The organism is Clostridium hydrogenum, assembly GCF_021432385.1.
Classification (GTDB): Bacteria; Bacillota; Clostridia; order Clostridiales; family Clostridiaceae; genus Clostridium_S; species Clostridium_S hydrogenum.
Genome location: NZ_JAEACT010000003.1, coordinates 925,905 through 947,630, shown reverse-complemented (window position 1 = coordinate 947,630; position 21,726 = coordinate 925,905). Strand labels below are relative to the sequence as shown.

Sequence of the window (21,726 nt, the reverse complement as noted above, 5' to 3'; positions counted from 1 at the left end):
TAAAGCTGGAATAATTCACTCAGATAATTTAGAATTAATTTAGAGCTTTAAGAGGAGGTCTTTATGAATTTTACAAGAAAATATACAGAAGAAGAAAGAGTGAACATGGTAGAAGAGGCTCTCCAATATGGTAGCAATTCGTTGGTGGCAGCTAAATATAATATTAATCCTGGACTACTTTCTAGGTGGAAGTCTTGCTATCGCAAGTATGGGCAAACATTAATGCAAAAAAAGCCTAAAAAACTTGATGGTCCAATACCTGATTACAAAAAGCAATGTGCATTGCTTACGAAAGAAAAAAGGGAACTAGAACTAGAAATTGCTGTATTAAAAGATATGTTAAAAAAAAAGATTTGAATCTTTTTGATCCATTTATCTTTGCAAATGACTGGATTTCTACAGGAGCTCCAACTTTAATGTTGCTTAATATTATTGGATTAAAATCATCAACATATTATCGTTGGCGAAGCCTGATAGACCAACCATTCAAACCAATTAAAAGGAATGACGGAGTCATACCTGGATTTAGTTATATCAATAACGAACTTTGTAAAAAAGTCTATGACATTCATATTCAAAAATACATTAAGGACATTCTGAATGATCAATATGGAAAGTTTTATGGATATAAGAAAGTCACAGCAGTATTAAGGGAAACATATAATCTAAAAATAAACAAAAAGAAAGTGTATAGACTGATGGCTCTAATGGGTGTTTTAAGGGCACAAAGAAAGCATATACAACATTATAAGCGTATATGTAAAAACCATGAAATTAAAACTTCAAATACTTTGTGGGAAATGGATACGAAGTACATTTATATAGCCGAGACACGACAAGTAGCCTACTTGGCATCTATAATAGACATCTTTGACAGAAGTATTATTTCATGTGTATTATCTTTATCACCTAACTCAGAAAGTGCTAAAGAAGCAGTGTTAAAAGCCTTATATTCGCGCAAAATCAAAGGAAAATCAGAAAGCTTAATAATCCGCACTGACAACGGATCTCAATTTATTGCACATGATTTTGAAAAACTGTGCATTAGTGAAAAAATAACACATGAGCGAATACCAGCTAAAAGTCCTAATTACAACGCTCACATAGAATCATATCATAGATATCTTCAAGATGAGTGTCTTGCAGGAAAACTATTTAAAAACTTTAAAGAGGCTGAGGAAACCATTATGAACTATGTTAATGGGTATAATACTAAACGCATACATTCAGCAATAGGTTATAAAACACCTGATGGTTTTTACAATCTAAAAAATTCTAATTTTAAAGAGAATTTAGTTGTAAGATTATAATATTGATATGGTACTGAAAATCAGTACCATATCAAAAAAATGAAATTCTAAGAATTAGCGAGTATTTGAATAAATTATTCCCATTCTGGGGGGCCAATCCGAGTGAAGGATACACATACTAGGGGTTTGGGCGTAAAGCCCATGTAGGTTCTTTAACTTAGTATAAGTACTTTCAATAGTAGTACAATAAAACTTTGTATATTAATAAACTTGCGTCAGGTAAATCTTAAACTTAAATGTTGTCAGCTTCGCTGAGCAACATACATGGTGCGATTGCGTAAGCAATCAAAAAATAAGTTTTAGATTTTCTGTAGCAAAGCGGAGGAAAATCATCATTAACTGTACTCTGTACTCTGTCATCTGTACTCTGAAATTATTTATAATGAATTCTCCAAATTCAACTTTTCACAAACTTTTCCCAAAAGTAATAATAATTTCTCTAGTTTCCTCATAGTATTTAGTAATAGAAATTTTAATTTATGAGAGGGACTAGGTGAATAAAAAGATAAGCTTTGTAAAGATAAGTTTAGGAATATGCGCTGTACTTGTAATAGTTTCAATATTATTTGTATACCATATTTTTAATATAATCAAATATAAAGATAAAAATGTAGTTACGTATTTAAAAAATTTAAAAAGCTATAGCTGTAATACTGATATTACAATTAAAAATGATAAACAAGATGTTAATTATAAATGCAGCCAAGTTTATGCATTGGGCTCGGGATATAGAATGGAATTAAATAAAGGTAGAACCATGATTTTTAAGGAAAATAAAATATACGTTAAGGACAAAGAAAATAAAGCAACTTATGTCACGCCAGATAGCTTTGATGAGGTATTTAAATTGAGCTTTATAGGAGAATATATTGGCATGCTGTATACTAATGAAAATACAAAATATTCACTTATAAAGACTAATGGAGTGGAGTATGCAATAATAAAAATTACAATACCTAATCAAAATAGAAACATAAAATATGCAGAAATGTATGTAGACACTAAGAATAATGTTCCTTATAAGGTTAGCATATATGATGATAAGGACAAAGAAAGAATACAAATCATGTATAAAGAGTTCAAGCCTAATATAAGCGTGGATAAGGGGGCTTTTGCTATAGCTAAATAGTTTGATTCAGAGTACAAAGTACAAAGTACAGAGTACAAAGAAGGAGGATTTTTCTCCGCTATCGCTTTGAAAAATCTTAAACTTAATGCTGGCGCATGGCGTAAAACATAGTGGTCAGCGCAGCTGACACTGTTAAGTTATAAGGCTTACCTAAGCGAAGCAAAAGGTAAACCATCCTTAATGAAGCAATTAGGTTTGGGCGTAGCCCATTAAGTTTTAAAATTTTCTGCTTCAGCAGAAAATTAACCATCACTGTACTCTGTACTTTGTACTTTGTACTCTTGGTTAATAATAGAGCCAATATAACGAAGTATCCATATAACTGTGGTTCTTGTCTTATGTGCCTATTTAATGTATCATTGTTTTGAAATGGTTTATCTATAGGATGGTGAATTAAATGTTTAGACATATAAGACCAGTATGGGCAGAAATAGATTTGGATAATGTTGCATATAATATGCAGCAAATTAGAAAATGCTCAAAGAGCAAGGATATAATAGGTATAGTAAAAGCTGATGCATATGGACATGGAGCAGTTGATGTGGCACCTGTTCTACTTCAAAATGGTGCAAATAGGCTTGCAGTTGCAGTTTTAAGTGAAGCTGTAGAACTTATAAAATCAGGAATAAAGTGTCCTATAATGATATTAGGTTACACACCACTGAGTATTGCTGATGATATAATAAAATATGGAATTGAACAAACTGTGTTTTCGTTTGAGTACGCAAGGGAATTATCTCAAATGGCTAAAAATAAACATACAAATTTAAAAATTCATATAGCACTCGATACGGGCATGGGGAGAATTGGGTTCATGCCAGACAAAAAAAGTGTCGAGGATGTATATAAAATAAGTACATTGCCAAATATAGAATTAGAAGGACTATTTTCTCACTTTTCTACAGCTGATGAGGAAAATAAAGAGTATACAAAACTTCAGTTGGAAAAATTTAATTGGTTTTATAACGAACTTGTTAAAAAAGGTGTAAAAATAAATACAAGACATATTGCTAATAGTGCAGCAATAATGGAATTGCCGGAAACTCATTTTGAAGCAGTTAGACCGGGAGTTATACTATATGGATATTATCCATCTAAAGAAGTTGACAAGAGTAAGCTTGCTTTAAAACCAGTTATGACTCTTAAAACTAATGTTGTGCATATAAAAGAAATGACAAATGGTCAATATATAAGTTATGGTAGGAAATTTCAGTGCAGCCGTAAAAGTATAATAGCCACTCTTCCTGTGGGTTATGCAGATGGATATACTAGAATGCTTTCAAATGTAGGAAAAGTTATAGTAAATGGGAAATTTGCACCTATAGTTGGAAGGATATGCATGGATCAATGCATGATTGATATTACAAATATTCCAGATGTAAAAGTTGGCGATGAGGTTACACTTATGGGAGAAAGCGAAGGAATAAAAATTACAGCAGATGATATTGCTGATATGCTTAATACCATAAATTATGAAGTTGTTTGCATGATTAGTAAAAGGGTACCTAGAGTATATATGAAAAATGGGAAAGTTGAAAAAATAAGGAATTATATATAGCGTCTTAATTGCTGATTAAAGTTGTTTATTGTATAAATTGACTGTAAAAACAAAAGATTTAACAAATCCTTTGACATATTGACACTTATTGAATTATAATCAACATATACATATATTCGTGATAGTTTGTAGGAGGTATTAATTACTGTATGTCAAATTCAAAGAGATTAGTGATAAACATCTCAGAAAAACTTTGTAGTGAGTTTGATAAGGCACTTAAGTGTGACTGCAAAAAAAGAAGTGAATTTATTAGGGAAGCAATAGTATTATATATAGAGGAGAAAAAAAAGCTTGATCAATATGAAGTCATGAAACGAGGATATATGGAAATGAGTAAGATTAATATTGAAATGTCTGAAATGGGTATATCCTCATGTCTAGACGAGTTAGGTCAATATGAAGTTCTGCTATCGGAGAGTGATTTTCCTGATGACGATGATAATAGTAAAAAGAGGAGATATATTCTATGCTGATTTGAGCCCAGTAGTTGGATCAGAGCAAGGTGGAATACGTCCCGTAATAGTTGTTCAAAATGATGTAGGTAACAAATATAGTCCTACGGTAATAGTTGCAGCTATAACTTCACAAATAAATAAAGCAAAGCTTCCAACACATGTTGAAATATCATCTGAAGAATATGGACTTAATAAGGATTCTGTTGTTTTACTAGAGCAGATAAGAACTTTGGATAAAAAACGCCTAAAAGAAAAAATTGGGCATATGACAGATAGCGATATGGATAAAGTAGATGAAGCACTATTGATTAGTATAGGAATGAAAAATATGTAGTATAAAAATATGTACTTTGAGCACTATTCTTTATAAAGGGTAGTGCTTTTATTTGGGTAATTAATTATATCAGTGGAGAGTGATTAGTTAAATGAAAAAAATTAAGCAGTTTGCATTAATAACAATGGGTGACTTAATAGTGGCTTCAGCTATAAAGTTTTTTTGGGAGCCAAACAAAATAGCGTCAGGTGGAACTTCAGGTATTTCTATAATAATACATAGTTTTTTTAATTTTATTCCAGTAGGATTATTAATGATAATAATGGATTCAATACTATTTACTATAGCAGTAATAGTTATAGGTGGAAAGTTTGGAGTTAAAACCCTTTATGCAAGCTTTTGTTTGAGTGGTTCTTTATTAATTATGGATAAGTTTGTGCATGTTGGGGCTGTTACAAATAACTTACTACTTGCTGCAATTTTTGGTACTCTGCTATCTGGAGTAGGAATGGGAATAATATTTAATCAAAATGCTTCTACTGGGGGAACGGATATAATAGCAAAAATTTTAAATAAGTTTTTCCATATAGATATAGGTAAATCGCTTCTTCTTGTAGATTTTTTAGTAACTCTTTTAGCAGGAGCAACTTTGGGAGCAGATATAGGAATGTATTCTCTTTTATCAGTAATAATAAATGGATTTATGATTGATGCTGTAATTGACGGTTTTAATATGTGCAAACAAATTATGATTGTAAGTCATAAAAATGATGAAATAAGTAAATTTATTATGAACAAATTAGAAAGAGGATGTACGATTTTTACTGGAAAAGGTGGATATACGTGGAATGATACCTATATTTTATACACTGTTTTAAGCAGAAAAGAGTTTATAAAGGTAAAAGAATTTATTAAAGAAGTAGATCCAACCGCATTTATAACAGTATCTGATGCCAGAGAGGTACTCGGTCATGGATTTAAAGATATAATTGCCGATGATTAGGTTTATTTTGCTATAGGGAAATTGGCATATTTATTAATGTTTTGTTATAATAAAATTAATATTGTCTTAAAAAAAGTTTTTTTACATAAATTTATAATGTGATATAATATTTAAAGATAATTATTTGAAACTTGAAAATTAATTTGTAGAAAAAGATAAGCGGGGAGAATATCAATGATTGAATTAAAAAATGTAAGTAAGGTTTATGGAAATGATGTAGTTGCTTTATCCAATATAAATCTTTCAATTGAAAGAGGAGAATTTGTATTTCTTGTTGGAGCTAGTGGAGCAGGTAAATCAACATTTATAAAGTTATTAATGAAAGAAATAGAACCTACTTCAGGAAGTATTGTAGTAAACGATACGGACATAACTTCATTAAAAAGGAAACAAATACCATACTACAGAAGAAAAATAGGAATGGTTTTTCAGGATTATAGGCTTATACCAACATTAAATGTGTACGAGAATGTAGCCTTTGCAATGAGAATTGTTGAGGCAAGTCATAGAGAAATAAGAAAAAGAGTTCCACTGGTTCTCTCTTTAGTTGGACTTTCTGATAGATATAAAGATTTTCCAAATCAATTGTCAGGTGGAGAGCAGCAGAGAGTTGCTTTGGCGAGAGCTATAGTTAATAATCCCTCATTTATTATAGCAGATGAGCCAACAGGAAACCTTGACCCAGATACCGCTATGGAAATTATGAATTTACTTGACGACATTAACAAAGCAGGTACAACTGTTCTTATGGCAACACACGCACAGCAAATAGTAAATGACATGAAGAAACGTGTTGTGGCAGTTGAAAAAGGTCAAATTGTAAGAGATGAACGAAAGGGACGATATTATGATGAAAACTAGTACTCTAAGATTGTTTGGTGTCGATGCGTTAAAAAGCTTAAAAAGAAATAGAACGTTAAGTACGGTATCAGTAGCTACAGTAGCAGCCACGCTCTTTATACTTGGAATGTTCTTACTTGTAATTTTCAATGTTAAAAGTGGAGTTAATGAAGTTGAGTCACAAATACAAGTTCAAGTTTATCTTAAAGATAATATATCTATAGACCAACAAAATGCTGTGCTAAATAAAATAATTAATATTTCAGGTGTAAATAATGTTCAATTTGAAAGTAAAGATGAAGCTTTCGCTAAATTTAAAAAACAAATAGGTAGCAAGAATAAATCGCTTATTGAAGGTATGGATTCAAATAGCACTATGCCAAATTCATATATAATTAGTATTGCTAAGCCAGATTATTCAGCAAAAGTCGTTAAAGCACTAGAAAATAGTAGTGGTAATCCAATTGATGGTATTGATAAAATAAGTGATGGTAGAGAAACTGTAAATAAAATTATAGCAGTAACTAAAACAATACAATGGATTGGTGTAGTTATATTAGTAATTTTGGTTGGTGTTTCATTATTCTTAATAGGAAATACAATTAAATTAGCAGTTTATTCAAGAAGAAGAGAAATTGGAATAATGAAATATATTGGCGCAACTGATTGGTTTATAAGATTACCATTTGTAATAGAAGGAATGCTTATAGGCATAATAGGAGCTATAATAGCAGTTGTAGTTGTTTTCTATATTTATAAATTATTTTATTCAAAGATTTCTAGTAGTTTTATGATGACATCACTAATACCAACATCATATGTTTTGTCAACTATGCTTTGGGCATTCTTAGTTGTTGGAATATTGATAGGTGCAATTGGAAGTATACTATCAATAAGAAAATTCTTGGAAGTCTAATAGTTTAAAAATTTTACTTCAGGTGGTTATCTGCCTGGAGTTTGTTTTATAAAAAAGTAGATATACAACTTGAAATATTGAAATTGCAAATACCAAGTTTATCCTGACAAATTACAATTTTTAGAGCAGAGTACAAAGTACAAAGTACAGAGTACAAAGAAGGATGATTTACCTTTTGTTTTACTCAGGTAAATCTTAAACTTAAATGGTGTCAGCTTCGCTGAGCGCCATATATGGCGCAATTGCGCAGCAATAAAGAAAATAAGTTTTCAGATTTTTCATAGTGTTAACGGAGAAAAATCGTCCTTCGTTGTACTCTGTACTTTGTACTTTGTACTCTGAGTTAAATTGTAATTTACCAGGATGAATTATAGATAAGTAATCTTAATTCAAAATAGTTTTAACTATGTATCAAGTTGTATGATATAATTATATTTTGTATAAATAATATTCATTAATAAGATAAACAATAAGTATATATATAAATATAACTTTAGGATGGTGAATAGATTGGATAAAAATGAATTAGATAAGAAGGAATTAGATAAGACTGAGTTAGACAGAAATGATATTGATAGAGTCGAATTGCATAAAAAAAATTCAAAGAGAAGATGGATTATAATTACAGTTATAGTATTAGTATTAACTAATGCAGCAAGTTTATTTATAGGAAGTAATTACTTGCTTTCGCCAAATGGTAGTGTATCAGTTGATAATAATACATATAATGAAATTATGAAATTTAAAAAACTGTTTGCTATTAGAGATGAACTATATAAATATTATGATGGTAAAATTGATGATAATGCACTTGTAACAGGTGCGATAAAAGGCATGACATCGGCTTTAAATGATCCATATACAGTTTACATGGATCAACAAGAAACAAAAGATTTTAATTCACAAATTCAAGGAGAGGAATATGTAGGACTTGGAATGCAGGTTGAAGCAAAGGATAATAAAGTAGTAGTTGTTACAGCCTTTGATGATTCTCCAGCACAAAAAGCAGGAATAAAAAGCGGAGATGCTATTGTTAAAGTAAATGGTACAGATGTTACAGGAAAAGATTTAGATAAAGCTGTAGCTATGATGAAGGGAAAAGCAGGTACTTCAGTTAAAGTTACAATTTATAGAGCTGGTAAAGGAACATTTGATATTACAGCTACAAGACAAAGTATAGTAATGAATACAGTTACAGGTGAAATGTTAAGTAACAATATAGGATATATACAAATGTCAATGTTTGATGAAAATACAGGTGCTAATTTTAATAAGAAAATGGCAGAATTAAAAGCTCAAGGAATGAAAGCATTAATACTTGATTTAAGGGATAATCCAGGTGGACTTTTAACAGCTTGTGTTGATGTAACTTCTAATTTTGTACCTAAAGATAAGACTATAGTTTCAATGATTGATAAAAATAATTCTAAGGAAGTATATAAGTCAAAAGGTGGAGATTATATTGGAATGCCACTAGTTGTTCTTGTAAATGAAAATACAGCAAGTGCTTCTGAAATTTTCTCTGGTGCAATTAGAGATTATAAATTGGGAACTTTAGTTGGTGTAAAAACTTTTGGAAAAGGAATTGTTCAAAATGTATTTGACACAGGTAACGGAACTCAACTTAAAGTAACAATTTCAAAATATTACACTCCAAATGGTGAAAATATACATCATAAAGGAATAAAACCGGACATAGAAATAAAGTATCCAGACAATCTTAAAAATTTGCCTTATGATAGAGATACTGACCCTCAATTTAAAAAGGCACTTGAAATAATAAAAAGTAAAGTTAAGTAGAAAATAGAATTGAGTTATTGCAGTAAAAATAAATATTGTGAAGTAATAGTTAACTTTTTTCGCCTAAAAAGAAGGCGAAAAAGCTAATAGCTAAGGGTTTTAACTTGCTTTGCTCGTTAAAAGATGAACTTTTTCACTATGTGAAAAGCAAAGGATGATTTTTCTCCGTTTTACTACGGAAAATCTTTAATTTAAATTTATAATTTTTCCGTAGCAAAGAGGAGGAAAAATAACATTAACTTTCGGATTTATCCGAAAAGTTAACCTTTAACGTGCACAGCATCGTTAAAACCTTCACTTTTCACGTGATTGAAAAAGTTAGTCTTTTAATGAGCAGGGCGAAGTTAAAAACCTTCACTCGATTTAGTTCGCATTAATTTTTAATTACGACTGAATTAATTATAACTGCAATAGCGCATTGTTTAAGCTTTTATCTTTGGAGAGGAGAAAAATTTACATGAATATTGTCATGACAACATTGAGTGCATTATCTCAAGCTATAATAACACCATCATATATACTTCTAGTGGTTATTATGGCAGCTGTGTTTTATAGGAAGAATAGAAAGACTGCCTTAATGCAGAAAATGATTATAGGAGAAAGCATGGAATCCCCATTTGTCCTAACAATATCTGAAATTGTTTTAGGAGTAATTGGAGGTGCTATAGGTAGTATTATACTCTCATATTTTGGAATTGTTTTTAAAGATGATAGTGCAATATTTATATTATTTTTAATTTCTATATTCTTAATGATTTTAGGAAGTAGATTTGTATGTTTTTCCTACTCTGGAGCTGTATTGGGATTTATTAGTTTGATTTTAAGATTGGCAGCTTTAAATGGAATTGATATTAGCGAGGTAAAGTATTTAGAAGTTGATGTAACTATGCTTATGGCACTTGTGGCAGTACTTCATATTATAGAGGGACTTCTCGTAATGATTGATGGAAATTCAGGAGCTATTCCTGTGTTTACAAGTAGAGGCAATAAAATAGTTGGAGGTTTTGCATTTAAAAGATATTGGCTGCTTCCAATAGCAATGCTTTTTATGGCAAATGGATCTCAGCTTACAAGCGGACCTCAGTATTTAGCAGGGGATTTTTGGAATACTCCTATTACAATCTTAAAAAATTCAGCATTAGTATTTGGATCGTTTTTTGGTGTTTTAGGATACAGTAGTTTTACGTTTACTAAATCTAAAAGGGAAAAAACCATTTATTCTGGAATTAACATATTAGGATATGGAGTTATTTTGTTTCTCTTAACAATATTATTAAGAGGAAATTTAATTAGTGAATTTATATTATGTGCATTGGCACCAATTTTGCATGAGATTATGCTTAAATATCAAGCTTACTTTGAAATAAAAAAGTACCCTAAATATATAAATTCAGATGAGGGAATAATGATACTTGAGGTAGCTCCAAATTCGCCAGCTTCTGAAATGGGAATTAAAAGTGGAGATACCATAGTAGAGTTAAACGATACAAAGATAGTAACAGAAGAAGATGTGTTTAATACGTTAGCTGATGTTACAAATTTTATATGGTTAAAGGTGAAAAATGTACAAGGCAAGTTAATTGAAGTCAGTTATAAGGAAATGAATAGAACTAAAAAATTAGGTGTAGTTTTTGTTCCCAAGATAATCCCAAAGGGGAGTAAAATTGTAAAGGTTGAGAGTGATTCGTTTGACAGTGTCCTTGAAAAAGTTAAGAAAAAGCAGGACGAAGACGACGACGAAAAATAACAGAGTACAAAGTAGAGAGTACTCTGCTTTTTTATTTTTTGTTTAAAAATAATTATTATTGACAATATATAAAAGTGATATTAAAATTAAATACGAACAAATGTTTGATGGAGATGGTGAAATGGGTGAGTTTAAAATACATTCAAAATTTAAGCCAACAGGGGATCAACCACAGGCAATAGAAAGTATTGTTAATGGCATAGAGAGTAATGATAAATTTCAAACCCTTCTTGGTGTTACAGGTTCAGGTAAGACTTTTACAATGGCGAATATAATTGAAAGGGTTCAAAAGCCTACACTTGTATTGGCACATAATAAGACATTGGCAGCACAGCTCTGTGGAGAATTTAGAGAATTCTTTCCAGATAGTAATGTTGAATATTTTGTATCATATTATGATTACTATCAACCAGAAGCATATGTTCCCCAAACTGATACTTACATAGAAAAGGATGCGTCTATAAATGATGAAATAGATAAATTGAGGCATTCGGCAACTTCATCTCTTTTTGAAAGAAGAGACGTTATAATAGTTGCCTCAGTTTCGTGTATTTACGGACTTGGTAATCCAGATGAATATAAAAAATTATCAATATCCTTAAGAGAAGGCATGACTAAAGATAGAGATGAAGTTTTAAAAAAACTTGTTGAAATACAATATGAAAGAAATGAAATTAATTTTGTGAGAGGTACTTTTAGGGTTAGAGGAGATACCCTAGACATTTTTCCTGCAAGTTCTACTAATAAAGCAATAAGAGTAGAGTTTTTTGGTGATGAAATAGACAGAATAAAAGAATTTGATGTTCTTACTGGGAATGTGACAGGAACACTTAAACATTCTGTTATTTTCCCAGCTTCTCACTTTGCTGCATCAAAGGAAACAATAGAAATAGCAATAAATAAAATAGAACAGGAACTTGAAGTTAGGTTGAAAGAATTAACTTCTGAAGATAAGCTTTTAGAAGCTCAAAGATTGAAGCAAAGAACAAATTTTGATATAGAAATGATGAGAGAAGTTGGTTACTGTACCGGTATAGAAAACTATTCTAGAATATTAGATGGAAGATCAAAGGGAGAACCACCTAAAACATTAATAGACTATTTCCCGGGAGATTTTTTATTGTTTATTGATGAAAGTCACGTTACACTTCCACAAGTTAAAGCAATGTATGGTGGAGATAGGTCAAGAAAAAATACTCTTGTGGATTATGGCTTTAGATTGCCAAGTGCATACGATAATAGGCCGCTTAAATTTGATGAATTTGAAAAGAAATTGAATCAAGTTGTATTTGTAAGTGCAACACCAGCAGAATATGAACTTTCACATTCCGAGAATATAGCAGAGCAAGTTATTAGACCTACAGGGCTTCTTGATCCAGAAGTGGAGGTAAGACCTGTTTCTGGTCAAATTGACGATTTATATGCTGAAATTAATAAGACAGTTGATAGAGGATTTCGTGTGCTTGTTACTACGCTTACAAAGAAAATGGCAGAAGATTTAACGGAATATTTGAAAGAATTGGGTGTTAAAACTAGATATATGCATTCTGGTATAGATACTATAGAGAGAATGAAAATAATTAAAGAACTTAGGTCTGGTGAAGCAGATGTACTTGTTGGAATAAATCTTTTGAGAGAGGGACTTGATATTCCAGAAGTTGCACTTGTTGGCATATTGGATGCAGATAAAGAAGGATTTTTAAGATCAGAAACCTCTTTAATACAGACAATAGGAAGAGCAGCTAGAAACTCCGAAAGTAAGGTAATAATGTATGCTGATTCAATAACTTCAGCCATGGATAAAGCTTTAAAGGAAACAAAAAGAAGAAGAAAAATTCAAATGGAATACAATGATAAACATGGCATAATACCAATGACTATAAAGAAAGAAATAAGAGAAGTTATAGGAATAACACAGGTTGCAGAAGAAAAAGCAGAATATAATAGTTTAGATGAAGCATTAGAGGCTAATAATGATAATATAGAAAAACTTATTGAAACTTATGAAAATGAAATGAAGGAAGCAGCTAAAAATCTTCAATTTGAAAGAGCAGCGGAATTGAGAGATAAGATTAAAAAGTTAAAGAAAGAACTTAAGTAATGGGGCTGCCGTACAAAAATTATTTTATACACAAATCTTAAATATTGCGAAGCAACTCAAGTGAAAGTTTTTAACGATGCTTTGCACGTTAAAAGGTTAACTTTTTCACTATGTGAAAAGTGAAGGGTTTGACATAGCTACGCTTGTCAAAGGTGAAGGGTTTTACCTTTGGTAAAAAGTAAATGTTGATTTTCCTCCGCTTTGCTATGGAAAATCTTTAATTTAAATTTATAATTTTTCCGTAGCAAGGCGTAGGAAAAATAACCTTAACTTTCGGATTTATCCGAAAAATTAACCTTTAACGTGCACAGCATCGTTAAACCCTTCACTTTTCACGTAAGTGAAAAAGTTAGTTTTTTAATGAGCAGGGCGAAATTAAAACCCTTCACTTGATTTTGTTAGCAATAATTTTAAGTTATGTGTTAAATAATTTTAGTGCGACACCACATTGATTAAATGGGGTGAAAAAATGAAAGATGAAATTATAATAAAAGGTGCAAAGGTACATAACTTAAAAAATGTTGATTTAACTATACCACGTAATAAGTTTGTGGTGTTTACAGGGCTTTCAGGATCAGGAAAATCTTCATTGGCATTTGATACTTTATATGCAGAGGGACAAAGAAGATATGTTGAATCACTATCTTCTTATGCAAGAATGTTTTTGGGTCAAATGAATAAACCAGATGTTGAATACATAGAGGGATTATCTCCAGCAATTTCAATAGATCAAAAAACTACAAGTAGGAATCCACGTTCAACCGTTGGAACTGTAACAGAAATATTCGATTATTTAAGACTTCTTTATGCCAAAATAGGTGTGCCACATTGTCCTAAGTGTGGTAAGGAGATATCGCAGCAAACTGTTGATCAAATGGTTGATAAAATTATGGGATTGCCAGAGAGAACAAAAATCCAAATCCTTGCACCAGTAATACGAGGAAGAAAAGGTGAGCATGTAAAGGTAATTGAAAATATTAAGAAAAATGGATATGTAAGAGCGAGAATAGATGGTGAAATATACGAACTTGAAGATTTGGATCTTAAGCTCGAAAAAAATAAAAAGCATAACATAGAAGCTGTAATAGATAGAATAGTTATTAAAGAAGGAATAGATGGAAGAATTTCAGATTCCATAGAAACAGCGTTGAAATTAGCTGAAGGATTGGTTGTAATTAACGTTATAGATGGAGAGGATATGCTTTTTAGTGAAAATTTCTCATGCCCGGATTGCGGCATAAGTATTGGAGAAATTACTCCTAGATTGTTTTCCTTTAACTCACCCTTCGGAAAATGTGATACTTGTGATGGTCTTGGAACCTTGATGGAAATAGATCAAGACTTAGTAATACCGGACAGAACTAAAAGCATAATGGAAGGTGCTGTGGCTCCGTGGGGCGATGGAAGATTAAAGGAAGAATCGTGGACTTTTTGTATACTTAAGGCACTTTCTAAGGAATATAAATTTGATTTAAATACGCCTATAGAGAAGCTTGATGACGAAATTGTAAATATGCTTTTGTATGGAACTAAAGGTGAAAAGTTAAAGGTTTATTATGTTAAGGATTCACGAAAAATGGAGTTTTACCATGCATATGAAGGTATAATTGGCGAAATGAGAAGAAGATATATGGAGACATCTTCTGAGGCTATAAAACAAGAAGTAGAAAATTATATGAGTGATAAACCATGTCCAAAGTGTAAGGGGGCAAGATTAAAAAAAGAAGCTCTTTCTATACTTGTTGGCGGTAAAAGTATAATTGAATTAAGTGCAATGCCTATAAGGGATGAAATAAAGTTTGTCGATAGTCTTAAACTTAGTAAAAAAGATGAGATTATAAGTAATCAAATACTAAAAGAAATAAAAAATCGACTTCAATTTCTAGTGGATGTTGGACTTGATTATTTAAGTTTAACTAGAAGTGCTAGAACACTTTCTGGTGGAGAATCTCAAAGAATAAGGCTTGCTACGCAAATAGGTTCAAGTTTAGTTGGAGTTTTATATATACTTGATGAACCTAGTATAGGACTTCATCAAAGAGACAATGATAAATTAATTCAAACCATGCTTCATTTAAGAGATGTAGGAAATACGGTTATAGTAGTGGAACATGATGAGGATACAATGAAAGCAGCAGATTTTATTGTAGATGTAGGACCGGGAGCAGGGGAACGTGGCGGAAATATAGTTGCAACAGGTACTATTGAAGATATAAAAAAGTGCAAAGAATCTATAACTGGTCAGTACTTAAGTGGCAAAAAGGAAATTTTGGTGCCTAAAAATAGAAGAAAATCTCAAGATAAATGCATAGAGGTAGTTGGTGCTTCAGAGAATAATTTAAAGAATGTAAGTGCTAAGTTTCCACTTGGAGTGTTTACATGTATAACTGGAGTCTCTGGCTCTGGAAAAAGCACACTTGTTAATGAAATATTATATAAGGGAATAAATAAAAAATTAAATAGGGCAAAAGCTAACCCGGGATTGCATAAAGAAATAAAGGGTATAGAAAATATAGATAAGATAATAGATATAGATCAAAGCCCTATTGGAAGAACACCAAGGTCAAACCCTGCAACTTATACAGGAGTCTTTGATATAATAAGAGAATTATATGCATCAACTCAGGAAGCAAAAATGAGAGGATATAAATCTGGAAGGTTTAGCTTTAATATAAAAGGCGGAAGATGTGAAGCTTGTAAGGGCGATGGAATAGTAAAAATAGAAATGCAGTTTTTATCTGATGTTTATGTACCTTGTGATGTATGTGGTGGAAAGAGATATAATAGAGAAACTCTTGAAATAAAGTATAAGGGTAAGAATATAGATGATGTACTAAATATGACAGTAGAAGAGGCTGTTGAGTTTTTTGGTAATATACCAAGGATAAAAAATAAGCTCGATACGCTTATGGACGTTGGACTTGGATATGTTAGATTAGGTCAGCCTTCAACTCAGCTTTCAGGTGGTGAAGCGCAAAGAATAAAGCTTGCATATGAACTTTCAAAAAGAAGTACAGGAAAAACGCTTTATATTCTTGATGAGCCTACTACGGGACTTCATATAGATGATGTAAATAAGTTAATCGAGGTACTTCAAAGACTTGTTGATGCAGGTAATACTGTAGTTGTCATAGAGCATAACCTTGATGTTATAAAATCAGCAGATTACATTATTGACCTTGGTCCTGAGGGTGGTGAAAGAGGAGGGACAATTCTATGTACAGGAACTCCAGAGAAGATTGCCCAAAATACTTCCTCCTACACAGGACAATATTTAAAAAAGATGTTATAATTGTACTTAAGCTAGCATAGTAAATAAAATGCTAGCTTTGGTTTTATAATTTAAAATTATAGCATAGGAAGGTGTTTTGTTTGTTTTTACATCAAGTGTATAACCTAGCCTCAATTGGGGATAGTTTAAGTAAAATGAGTTTGATTTTTAAAGTTGTAATTATTGGCATAGTTTACATAATAATTCTTTTTGCGTTAAGAATAATGTATAAAGATATAAAAAATGGTGGATCAAAAAAGGCGCCAAGGAAAAAGACTTTTGGACTTGAAGTTATGCAGTCTGGAACCAACGAAAATTTAAGAGAAGGATCTGTAATACCAATTGGCAGAGAGGTTACTTTAGGGAGAAGAGATGATAATTCTGTAGTTCTTAAAGAAAGCTATGTATCTGGACACCATGCAAGGATTTATCTTAGAAATACTGATTATGTTTTGGAAGACTTAAATAGTACAAATGGTACTTTGTTAAATGATGAAAAAGTTGAGAAAAAGACTTATGTAAGAGTTGGTGATGAAATAAAAATAGGAAGTGCTGTATTTAAGGTAATAGGGTAGGTGATAAACTATGTATAATAGCGTAAAAGATGAAAAGAAGCTTTTAAGATATGCTTATTTGTTTTGCTTCGTTTGTTTCTTTAACTTGTTTATAATAAAAACTCCTTTTGATACGGGAGCACTTGTATTATGTGCTGTAATATGCTTTTTAATGGGATATTCGCATTTTATATTAAGAAAATTTTATCCGGATGGTGACAAATATGTGCTTATTTTTGCATGCATATTATCATCTATAGGCTTAGTTATACTTTATAGACTTAACCCAGTGTATTCTATAAAACAAATTATATGGTTTATAGCAGGTATTGCAATATTTATATTAATGGTAGTGCTTTTACCAGAACTTAAGAGATATGAAAAATATAAATACGTTTATATGGGATTTTGTTTGTTTTTTGTTGCAATGGCAACTTTTATTGGTACCATGAAATATGGTTCTAAAAACTGGGTTTATATTGGTGGAATGGGATTTCAGCCATCGGAATTTGCAAAAATATTTTTTGTGGCATATTTGGCATCTGCATTAAAAGATTATAAGAATTTTAAACAGCTCATAGAGCCAGCAGTTATTGTAATGGTAACACTTGGATTTATGGTGCTTCAAAATGACTTGGGCTCTGCTCTTTTATTTTTCGGAATATCTATAACAATGCTGTACATAGCAACCTCAAAAACAAAATATGTATTAATATGTTTTGCTTTATTTGCTGTAGGGGCTGTAATAAGTTATAAATTATTTGGTCATGTAAGATTAAGAGTTATGATTTGGCATAACCCTTGGCCATATAAAGGAAATCAAAGTTATCAATTAGTTCAATCTATGTACTCAATTGCTTGGGGAGGCTTAACTGGTACAGGACTTGGCTTAGGCTATCCTGGATTTGTTCCAGTAAGTGAATCTGATTTTATATTTTCAGCTATTTGCGAGGAAATGGGAGTACTTATGGGTTTTGCAATAATGATTTTGTATTTCCTATTGTTTTATAGATGTATGCGTGCAGCTGTTTTTGCAGAAGATAATTTCTCAAGGCTTTTAGCAGTGGGTTATAGTGCGATGATTGCATCAGAGGTTATAGTTATAGTTGGTGGAGTTACAGGAATGATTCCACTTACAGGAATAACGCTGCCGCTTATAAGTGCTGGTGGAAGTTCTATGATTATAATATTTTTTGCCCTTGGTATAATACAAAAGATATCAGAGGGAGGAAGATAAATGAACGATATTTCAAATAATATAAAAAAAGTAATGTTTGTCTTTATACTATTTTTTATAGTGACAATTTCATATGTAACGTATTTTGAAATAATTACAGGACCTAAAATAGTTAATAATGCAGATAATAAAAGATTATGGGCAAAAAGAAATGAAGTTTTAAGAGGAACAATATACGATAGAAATAAGGTAGCTTTAACAAAAAGTGAAAGAGTTGATACTTTAAATCAAAAGAGAGAATATGCATATGGAGATTTATTTTCACATGTACTAGGTTATGTAAATCCTCAGTATGGAATAACAGGACTTGAAGCTAAATATGATCAATATTTAATGGGGTCAAAAGATGAAAGCTTAAAACAATTTATTACAGATCTTATAAAAACAAAAGGTAATCTTGAACCACAGGAGAAAAAGGGAGATAACCTAATTACTACCTTGAATTATAACGTACAAAAACAAGCTTCAGATATGCTTGGGGATAAGAAAGGTGCAGTTGTTGCATTAGATCCTAGAACTGGTGAAATACTTGCTATGGTTTCAAAACCTTCCTTTGACCCTAACGATAGTGCATTAAAGGCAAATTGGTCTTCTTTAAACAGTAATCCAGATAGGCCACTTCTAAATAGAGCTGTTTCTGGGCTTTATCCGCCAGGATCTACCTTTAAGACAATAACAGCTGTAAGTGCTCTTGAGAATATACCGGGAATTCAAAATAAGACTTTTAATGATACTGGAGTGCTTGTATTTAATTCAAAGGAATCCTTAAGCAATTTTGATGGTGAAGTAAATGGTGAAATTAATTTTAAAAATGCCTACGTGAAATCAAGTAACTTTGTATTTGGTACCTTAGGACTGGAACTAGGAAATGAAAATCTTAAGAAGACAGCTGAAGATTTTTATTTTAATAGAAATACACCTGCTGATGGTATCATAATAGATAATAGTAAATTCCCTACGCTAAAAAGCTATGAAAAGGGCAATATGGCTCAAAGTGCAATAGGTCAAAGTAGTGTCCTTGCAACTCCAATGCAAATGGCACTTGTAGCAAGTACTATTGCAGATAATGGAATAATGATGAAGCCTCATCTGGTTAAACAAATATTAACTAGTGATGGAGACATAGTTTCGACTATAGATCCTGAAAGTAATGGGCAAATAATTTCTAGTGATATAGCTTCAACCATGAAAAGCTTTATGAGAACTGTTGTAGCAGAAGGAACAGGAGCAAATGCAGCCATAGAAGGTGTTGAAGTTTCAGGTAAAACAGGAACTGCCGATCATATGGAAAATGGTAAACCCGCACCCCCTCATTCTTGGTTTATTGGATTTGCACCTTACGATAACCCTAAAATTGCCGTTGCAGTAATTGTAGAAGACGGAGGACAGGGCGGAATAGCAGCAGCAAAGATTGCTTCAGGAGTTATGCAAAGCGCTTTAAAATAGAGTACAGAGTACAGAGTACGGAGTACAGTGAAGGAGGATTTACCTTCCTCGCGTCAGGTAAATCTTTGAACTTGCAGAAAAAATGTATAAACGGATAGGTTTGGGCGATAGCCCATTAAGTTGTAAAATTTTCTGCTCAGTAGAAAATTAACCATCACTGTACTCTGTACTCTGTCAACTGTACTCTTCTTCTAAGGAGGGTTATTATGTTTGACTTTCAATATCAATTAAAGATTCTTCCTGATAAGCCAGGAGTGTATCTTATGAAGAATTCTCTTGGTGAAATCATATATGTTGGAAAGGCTAAAATATTAAAGAATAGAGTTAGACAATATTTCCAAAGCTCTAAAAATCATTCTGAAAAAGTTAAGGCTATGGTGAAAAATATTGCTGAATTTGAATATATAGTTACAGATTCAGAAATGGAAGCACTTATTTTAGAATGTAATCTTATAAAAAAATATAAGCCTAGATATAATATATTACTTAAAGATGATAAACATTATCCTTTTATTAAGGTTACAGTAAATGAAGATTTTCCGAGAGTTATTATTACAAGGATGAAGGTAAAAGATGGGTCTAAGTATTATGGTCCTTATCCAAATGTATCTGCTATTTATGAAACAATGGATTTGATAAAAAAGATATTCCCACTTAGAACCTGCAAAATGACTATAAAGGAAGGTCAAGAAAAAATAAGACCTTGTCTTAACTATCAAATAAAACGCTGTAACGCACCATGTGCAGGACTTATAAGTAAAGCTGAATATGGAGAATTAATAAAAAACGTTGTTTCACTGCTGTCTGGAAGAGATAGTGCTGTTATAAATGAGCTTAAAAGCAAAATGGCTAAAGCATCAGAAGAGTTGGAATTTGAAAAAGCAGCAAGCTATAGAGATAAAATAAGAGCGGCAGAGACAGTAATGGAAAAGCAAAAGATAATAAGTAATAATTTTGATGATGAAGATTTTATTAATATATATAGTGATGATAACGATAGTTGTGTTCAGATATTCTTTATACGTGCTGGAAAAATTGTTGGAAGAGAACATTTTACCTTTGAAAACACTAAAGGGCAGCAAGGTGAAGAGATTATAGCTGAATTTATAAAGGAGTTTTATGGTGGAACTGCATATATACCTAAGGATATTTATATTCCAGGCATTGTAGATAATGAACTTCTAGAGCAGTGGCTTTCTATGAAAAGAGGCTCAAGGGTAAATCTCAAGGTACCGCAAAAAGGCGAAAAAAAAGAATTGCTTGATATGGTAGGGAGAAATTCAAAAATTATGCTTGAGCAATTCAAGCTAAAATTACTTAGTGACAAGAAAAATAATATAAATGTAATTGAAAAATTAGCTGAGCTTCTTGAACTTGACGAAATGCCTACTAGAATAGAGGCCTATGATATTTCAAACATACAAGGTGTAGATTCTGTTGGTTCTATGATTGTATTTGAAAATGGGAAAGCAAAAAACAGTGATTATAGAAGATTTAAAATAAATTCTGTAAAAGGTGCTAATGATTATGAAAGTATGCGCGAAATTTTAACTAGAAGATTTAAACACGGACTTGATGAAGTAAAAGCTATTGCTAATAGTGAAATTTCTTTAAGTGCGGGAAAGTTTTCTGTATTCCCCAACTTGATATTAATGGACGGAGGAAAAGGTCAAGTAAATATAGCCTTGGAAGTACTAAAAGAATTTAATATAGATATTCCAGTTTGTGGTATGGTTAAGGATGACAAACACAATACAAGAGGAATAATATATAATAATAATGAAATCTACATAAAGGGAAACTCTGAAATTATGCACTTTATTACAAGAATTCAAGATGAGGTACATAGATTTGCAATTACATACCATAGAACCTTAAGAGATAGAAGAGTACTTCACTCAGTGTTGGATGATATACCTAATGTAGGAGATAGAAGAAGAAAAGAACTATTGAAAAAGTTTCAAAGTATAGATAATATAAGAAGGGCTTCTTTTAATGAACTTTTAGAAACACCATCAATTAATAAGAAGGCAGCAGAAAGTATAATAAGTTACTTTAAAAAGAATAGCAACAAGGAGTGATATT

Annotated in this window: 17 protein-coding genes; all 17 read left to right on the top strand. The window is 31.5% G+C overall.

Annotated features, from left to right (window positions below; translation table 11 throughout):
• Nucleotides 1-63: 63 nt before the first annotated feature.
• Nucleotides 64-357: a transposase gene (locus CUEA01_RS17445; protein WP_234120546.1), complete on the top strand. Its 294-nt coding sequence runs from the start codon at nucleotides 64-66 to the stop codon at nucleotides 355-357.
• Nucleotides 354-1,310: an IS3 family transposase gene (locus CUEA01_RS17440; protein ID WP_234117968.1), complete on the top strand. Its 957-nt coding sequence runs from the start codon at nucleotides 354-356 to the stop codon at nucleotides 1,308-1,310. The genes CUEA01_RS17445 and CUEA01_RS17440 overlap by 4 nt, the downstream gene beginning before the upstream one ends.
• Nucleotides 1,311-1,803: 493 nt before the next feature.
• A complete protein-coding gene (locus CUEA01_RS17435) occupies nucleotides 1,804-2,439 on the top strand; it encodes a germination lipoprotein GerS-related protein (RefSeq protein WP_234123058.1) in 636 nt (211 codons plus the stop codon).
• 397 nt (nucleotides 2,440-2,836) lie between these two features.
• A complete protein-coding gene (gene alr / locus CUEA01_RS17430; protein ID WP_234123057.1) occupies nucleotides 2,837-3,997 on the top strand; it encodes an alanine racemase in 1,161 nt (386 codons plus the stop codon).
• 149 nt (nucleotides 3,998-4,146) lie between these two features.
• Nucleotides 4,147-4,470 carry a CopG family ribbon-helix-helix protein gene (locus CUEA01_RS17425; protein WP_234123055.1) on the top strand — a complete coding sequence of 108 codons (324 nt, stop codon included), beginning with the start codon at nucleotides 4,147-4,149 and terminating at the stop codon, nucleotides 4,468-4,470.
• Nucleotides 4,427-4,786, top strand: coding sequence for a type II toxin-antitoxin system PemK/MazF family toxin (locus CUEA01_RS17420; protein ID WP_235699932.1), 360 nt, complete (start codon nucleotides 4,427-4,429; stop codon nucleotides 4,784-4,786). The genes CUEA01_RS17425 and CUEA01_RS17420 overlap by 44 nt, the downstream gene beginning before the upstream one ends.
• A 91-nt stretch (nucleotides 4,787-4,877) precedes the next feature.
• Entirely contained in the window at nucleotides 4,878-5,729 is an 852-nt protein-coding gene (locus tag CUEA01_RS17415; protein ID WP_234123054.1) for a YitT family protein, read from the top strand.
• Nucleotides 5,730-5,903: 174 nt separating this feature from the next.
• On the top strand, nucleotides 5,904-6,590 hold the full coding sequence (ftsE, locus tag CUEA01_RS17410) for a cell division ATP-binding protein FtsE (protein ID WP_234123053.1): 687 nt from the start codon (nucleotides 5,904-5,906) through the stop codon (nucleotides 6,588-6,590).
• Nucleotides 6,580-7,485: a permease-like cell division protein FtsX gene (ftsX, locus tag CUEA01_RS17405; protein ID WP_234123379.1), complete on the top strand. Its 906-nt coding sequence runs from the start codon at nucleotides 6,580-6,582 to the stop codon at nucleotides 7,483-7,485. The genes ftsE and ftsX overlap by 11 nt, the downstream gene beginning before the upstream one ends.
• A gap of 585 nt (nucleotides 7,486-8,070) precedes the next feature.
• Entirely contained in the window at nucleotides 8,071-9,285 is a 1,215-nt protein-coding gene (locus tag CUEA01_RS17400) for a S41 family peptidase (RefSeq protein ID WP_234123378.1), read from the top strand.
• A 457-nt stretch (nucleotides 9,286-9,742) separates the two neighbouring features.
• Nucleotides 9,743-11,032: a PDZ domain-containing protein gene (locus tag CUEA01_RS17395; RefSeq protein ID WP_234123052.1), complete on the top strand. Its 1,290-nt coding sequence runs from the start codon at nucleotides 9,743-9,745 to the stop codon at nucleotides 11,030-11,032.
• Between the two features lie 121 nt (nucleotides 11,033-11,153).
• Nucleotides 11,154-13,133, top strand: a complete 1,980-nt coding sequence (gene uvrB, locus CUEA01_RS17390; protein WP_234123377.1) for an excinuclease ABC subunit UvrB — start codon at nucleotides 11,154-11,156, stop codon at nucleotides 13,131-13,133.
• A gap of 469 nt (nucleotides 13,134-13,602) precedes the next feature.
• Entirely contained in the window at nucleotides 13,603-16,425 is a 2,823-nt protein-coding gene (uvrA, locus tag CUEA01_RS17385; protein ID WP_234123051.1) for an excinuclease ABC subunit UvrA, read from the top strand.
• Between the two features lie 134 nt (nucleotides 16,426-16,559).
• Entirely contained in the window at nucleotides 16,560-16,979 is a 420-nt protein-coding gene (locus CUEA01_RS17380; RefSeq protein WP_234123050.1) for an FHA domain-containing protein, read from the top strand.
• Between the two features lie 10 nt (nucleotides 16,980-16,989).
• Nucleotides 16,990-18,195, top strand: coding sequence for an FtsW/RodA/SpoVE family cell cycle protein (locus CUEA01_RS17375; protein WP_234123049.1), 1,206 nt, complete (start codon nucleotides 16,990-16,992; stop codon nucleotides 18,193-18,195).
• Complete coding sequence (locus tag CUEA01_RS17370) at nucleotides 18,196-19,641, top strand: peptidoglycan D,D-transpeptidase FtsI family protein (protein ID WP_234123047.1); 1,446 nt, start codon at nucleotides 18,196-18,198, stop codon at nucleotides 19,639-19,641.
• 206 nt (nucleotides 19,642-19,847) lie between these two features.
• The gene (gene uvrC, locus CUEA01_RS17365) at nucleotides 19,848-21,722 is read left to right on the top strand and encodes an excinuclease ABC subunit UvrC (protein WP_234123046.1); all 1,875 of its coding nucleotides are present in this window, start codon (nucleotides 19,848-19,850) and stop codon (nucleotides 21,720-21,722) included.
• Nucleotides 21,723-21,726: the final 4 nt, after the last annotated feature.

Bases quoted from the DNA above. Each gene is read 5' to 3' on its own strand.
- alr (WP_234123057.1), top strand. From the start codon at position 2,837: ATGTTTAGACATATAAGACCAGTATGGGCAGAAATAGATTTGGATAAT.
- CUEA01_RS17380 (WP_234123050.1), top strand. From the start codon at position 16,560: ATGAGTTTGATTTTTAAAGTTGTAATTATTGGCATAGTTTACATAATA.
- CUEA01_RS17425 (WP_234123055.1), top strand. From the start codon at position 4,147: ATGTCAAATTCAAAGAGATTAGTGATAAACATCTCAGAAAAACTTTGT.
- CUEA01_RS17370 (WP_234123047.1), top strand. From the start codon at position 18,196: ATGAACGATATTTCAAATAATATAAAAAAAGTAATGTTTGTCTTTATA.
- uvrA (WP_234123051.1), top strand. From the start codon at position 13,603: ATGAAAGATGAAATTATAATAAAAGGTGCAAAGGTACATAACTTAAAA.
- CUEA01_RS17395 (WP_234123052.1), top strand. From the start codon at position 9,743: ATGAATATTGTCATGACAACATTGAGTGCATTATCTCAAGCTATAATA.
- CUEA01_RS17415 (WP_234123054.1), top strand. From the start codon at position 4,878: ATGAAAAAAATTAAGCAGTTTGCATTAATAACAATGGGTGACTTAATA.
- uvrC (WP_234123046.1), top strand. From the start codon at position 19,848: ATGTTTGACTTTCAATATCAATTAAAGATTCTTCCTGATAAGCCAGGA.
- CUEA01_RS17445 (WP_234120546.1), top strand. From the start codon at position 64: ATGAATTTTACAAGAAAATATACAGAAGAAGAAAGAGTGAACATGGTA.
- ftsX (WP_234123379.1), top strand. From the start codon at position 6,580: ATGAAAACTAGTACTCTAAGATTGTTTGGTGTCGATGCGTTAAAAAGC.
- CUEA01_RS17420 (WP_235699932.1), top strand. From the start codon at position 4,427: ATGACGATGATAATAGTAAAAAGAGGAGATATATTCTATGCTGATTTG.
- CUEA01_RS17375 (WP_234123049.1), top strand. From the start codon at position 16,990: ATGTATAATAGCGTAAAAGATGAAAAGAAGCTTTTAAGATATGCTTAT.
- ftsE (WP_234123053.1), top strand. From the start codon at position 5,904: ATGATTGAATTAAAAAATGTAAGTAAGGTTTATGGAAATGATGTAGTT.
- uvrB (WP_234123377.1), top strand. From the start codon at position 11,154: ATGGGTGAGTTTAAAATACATTCAAAATTTAAGCCAACAGGGGATCAA.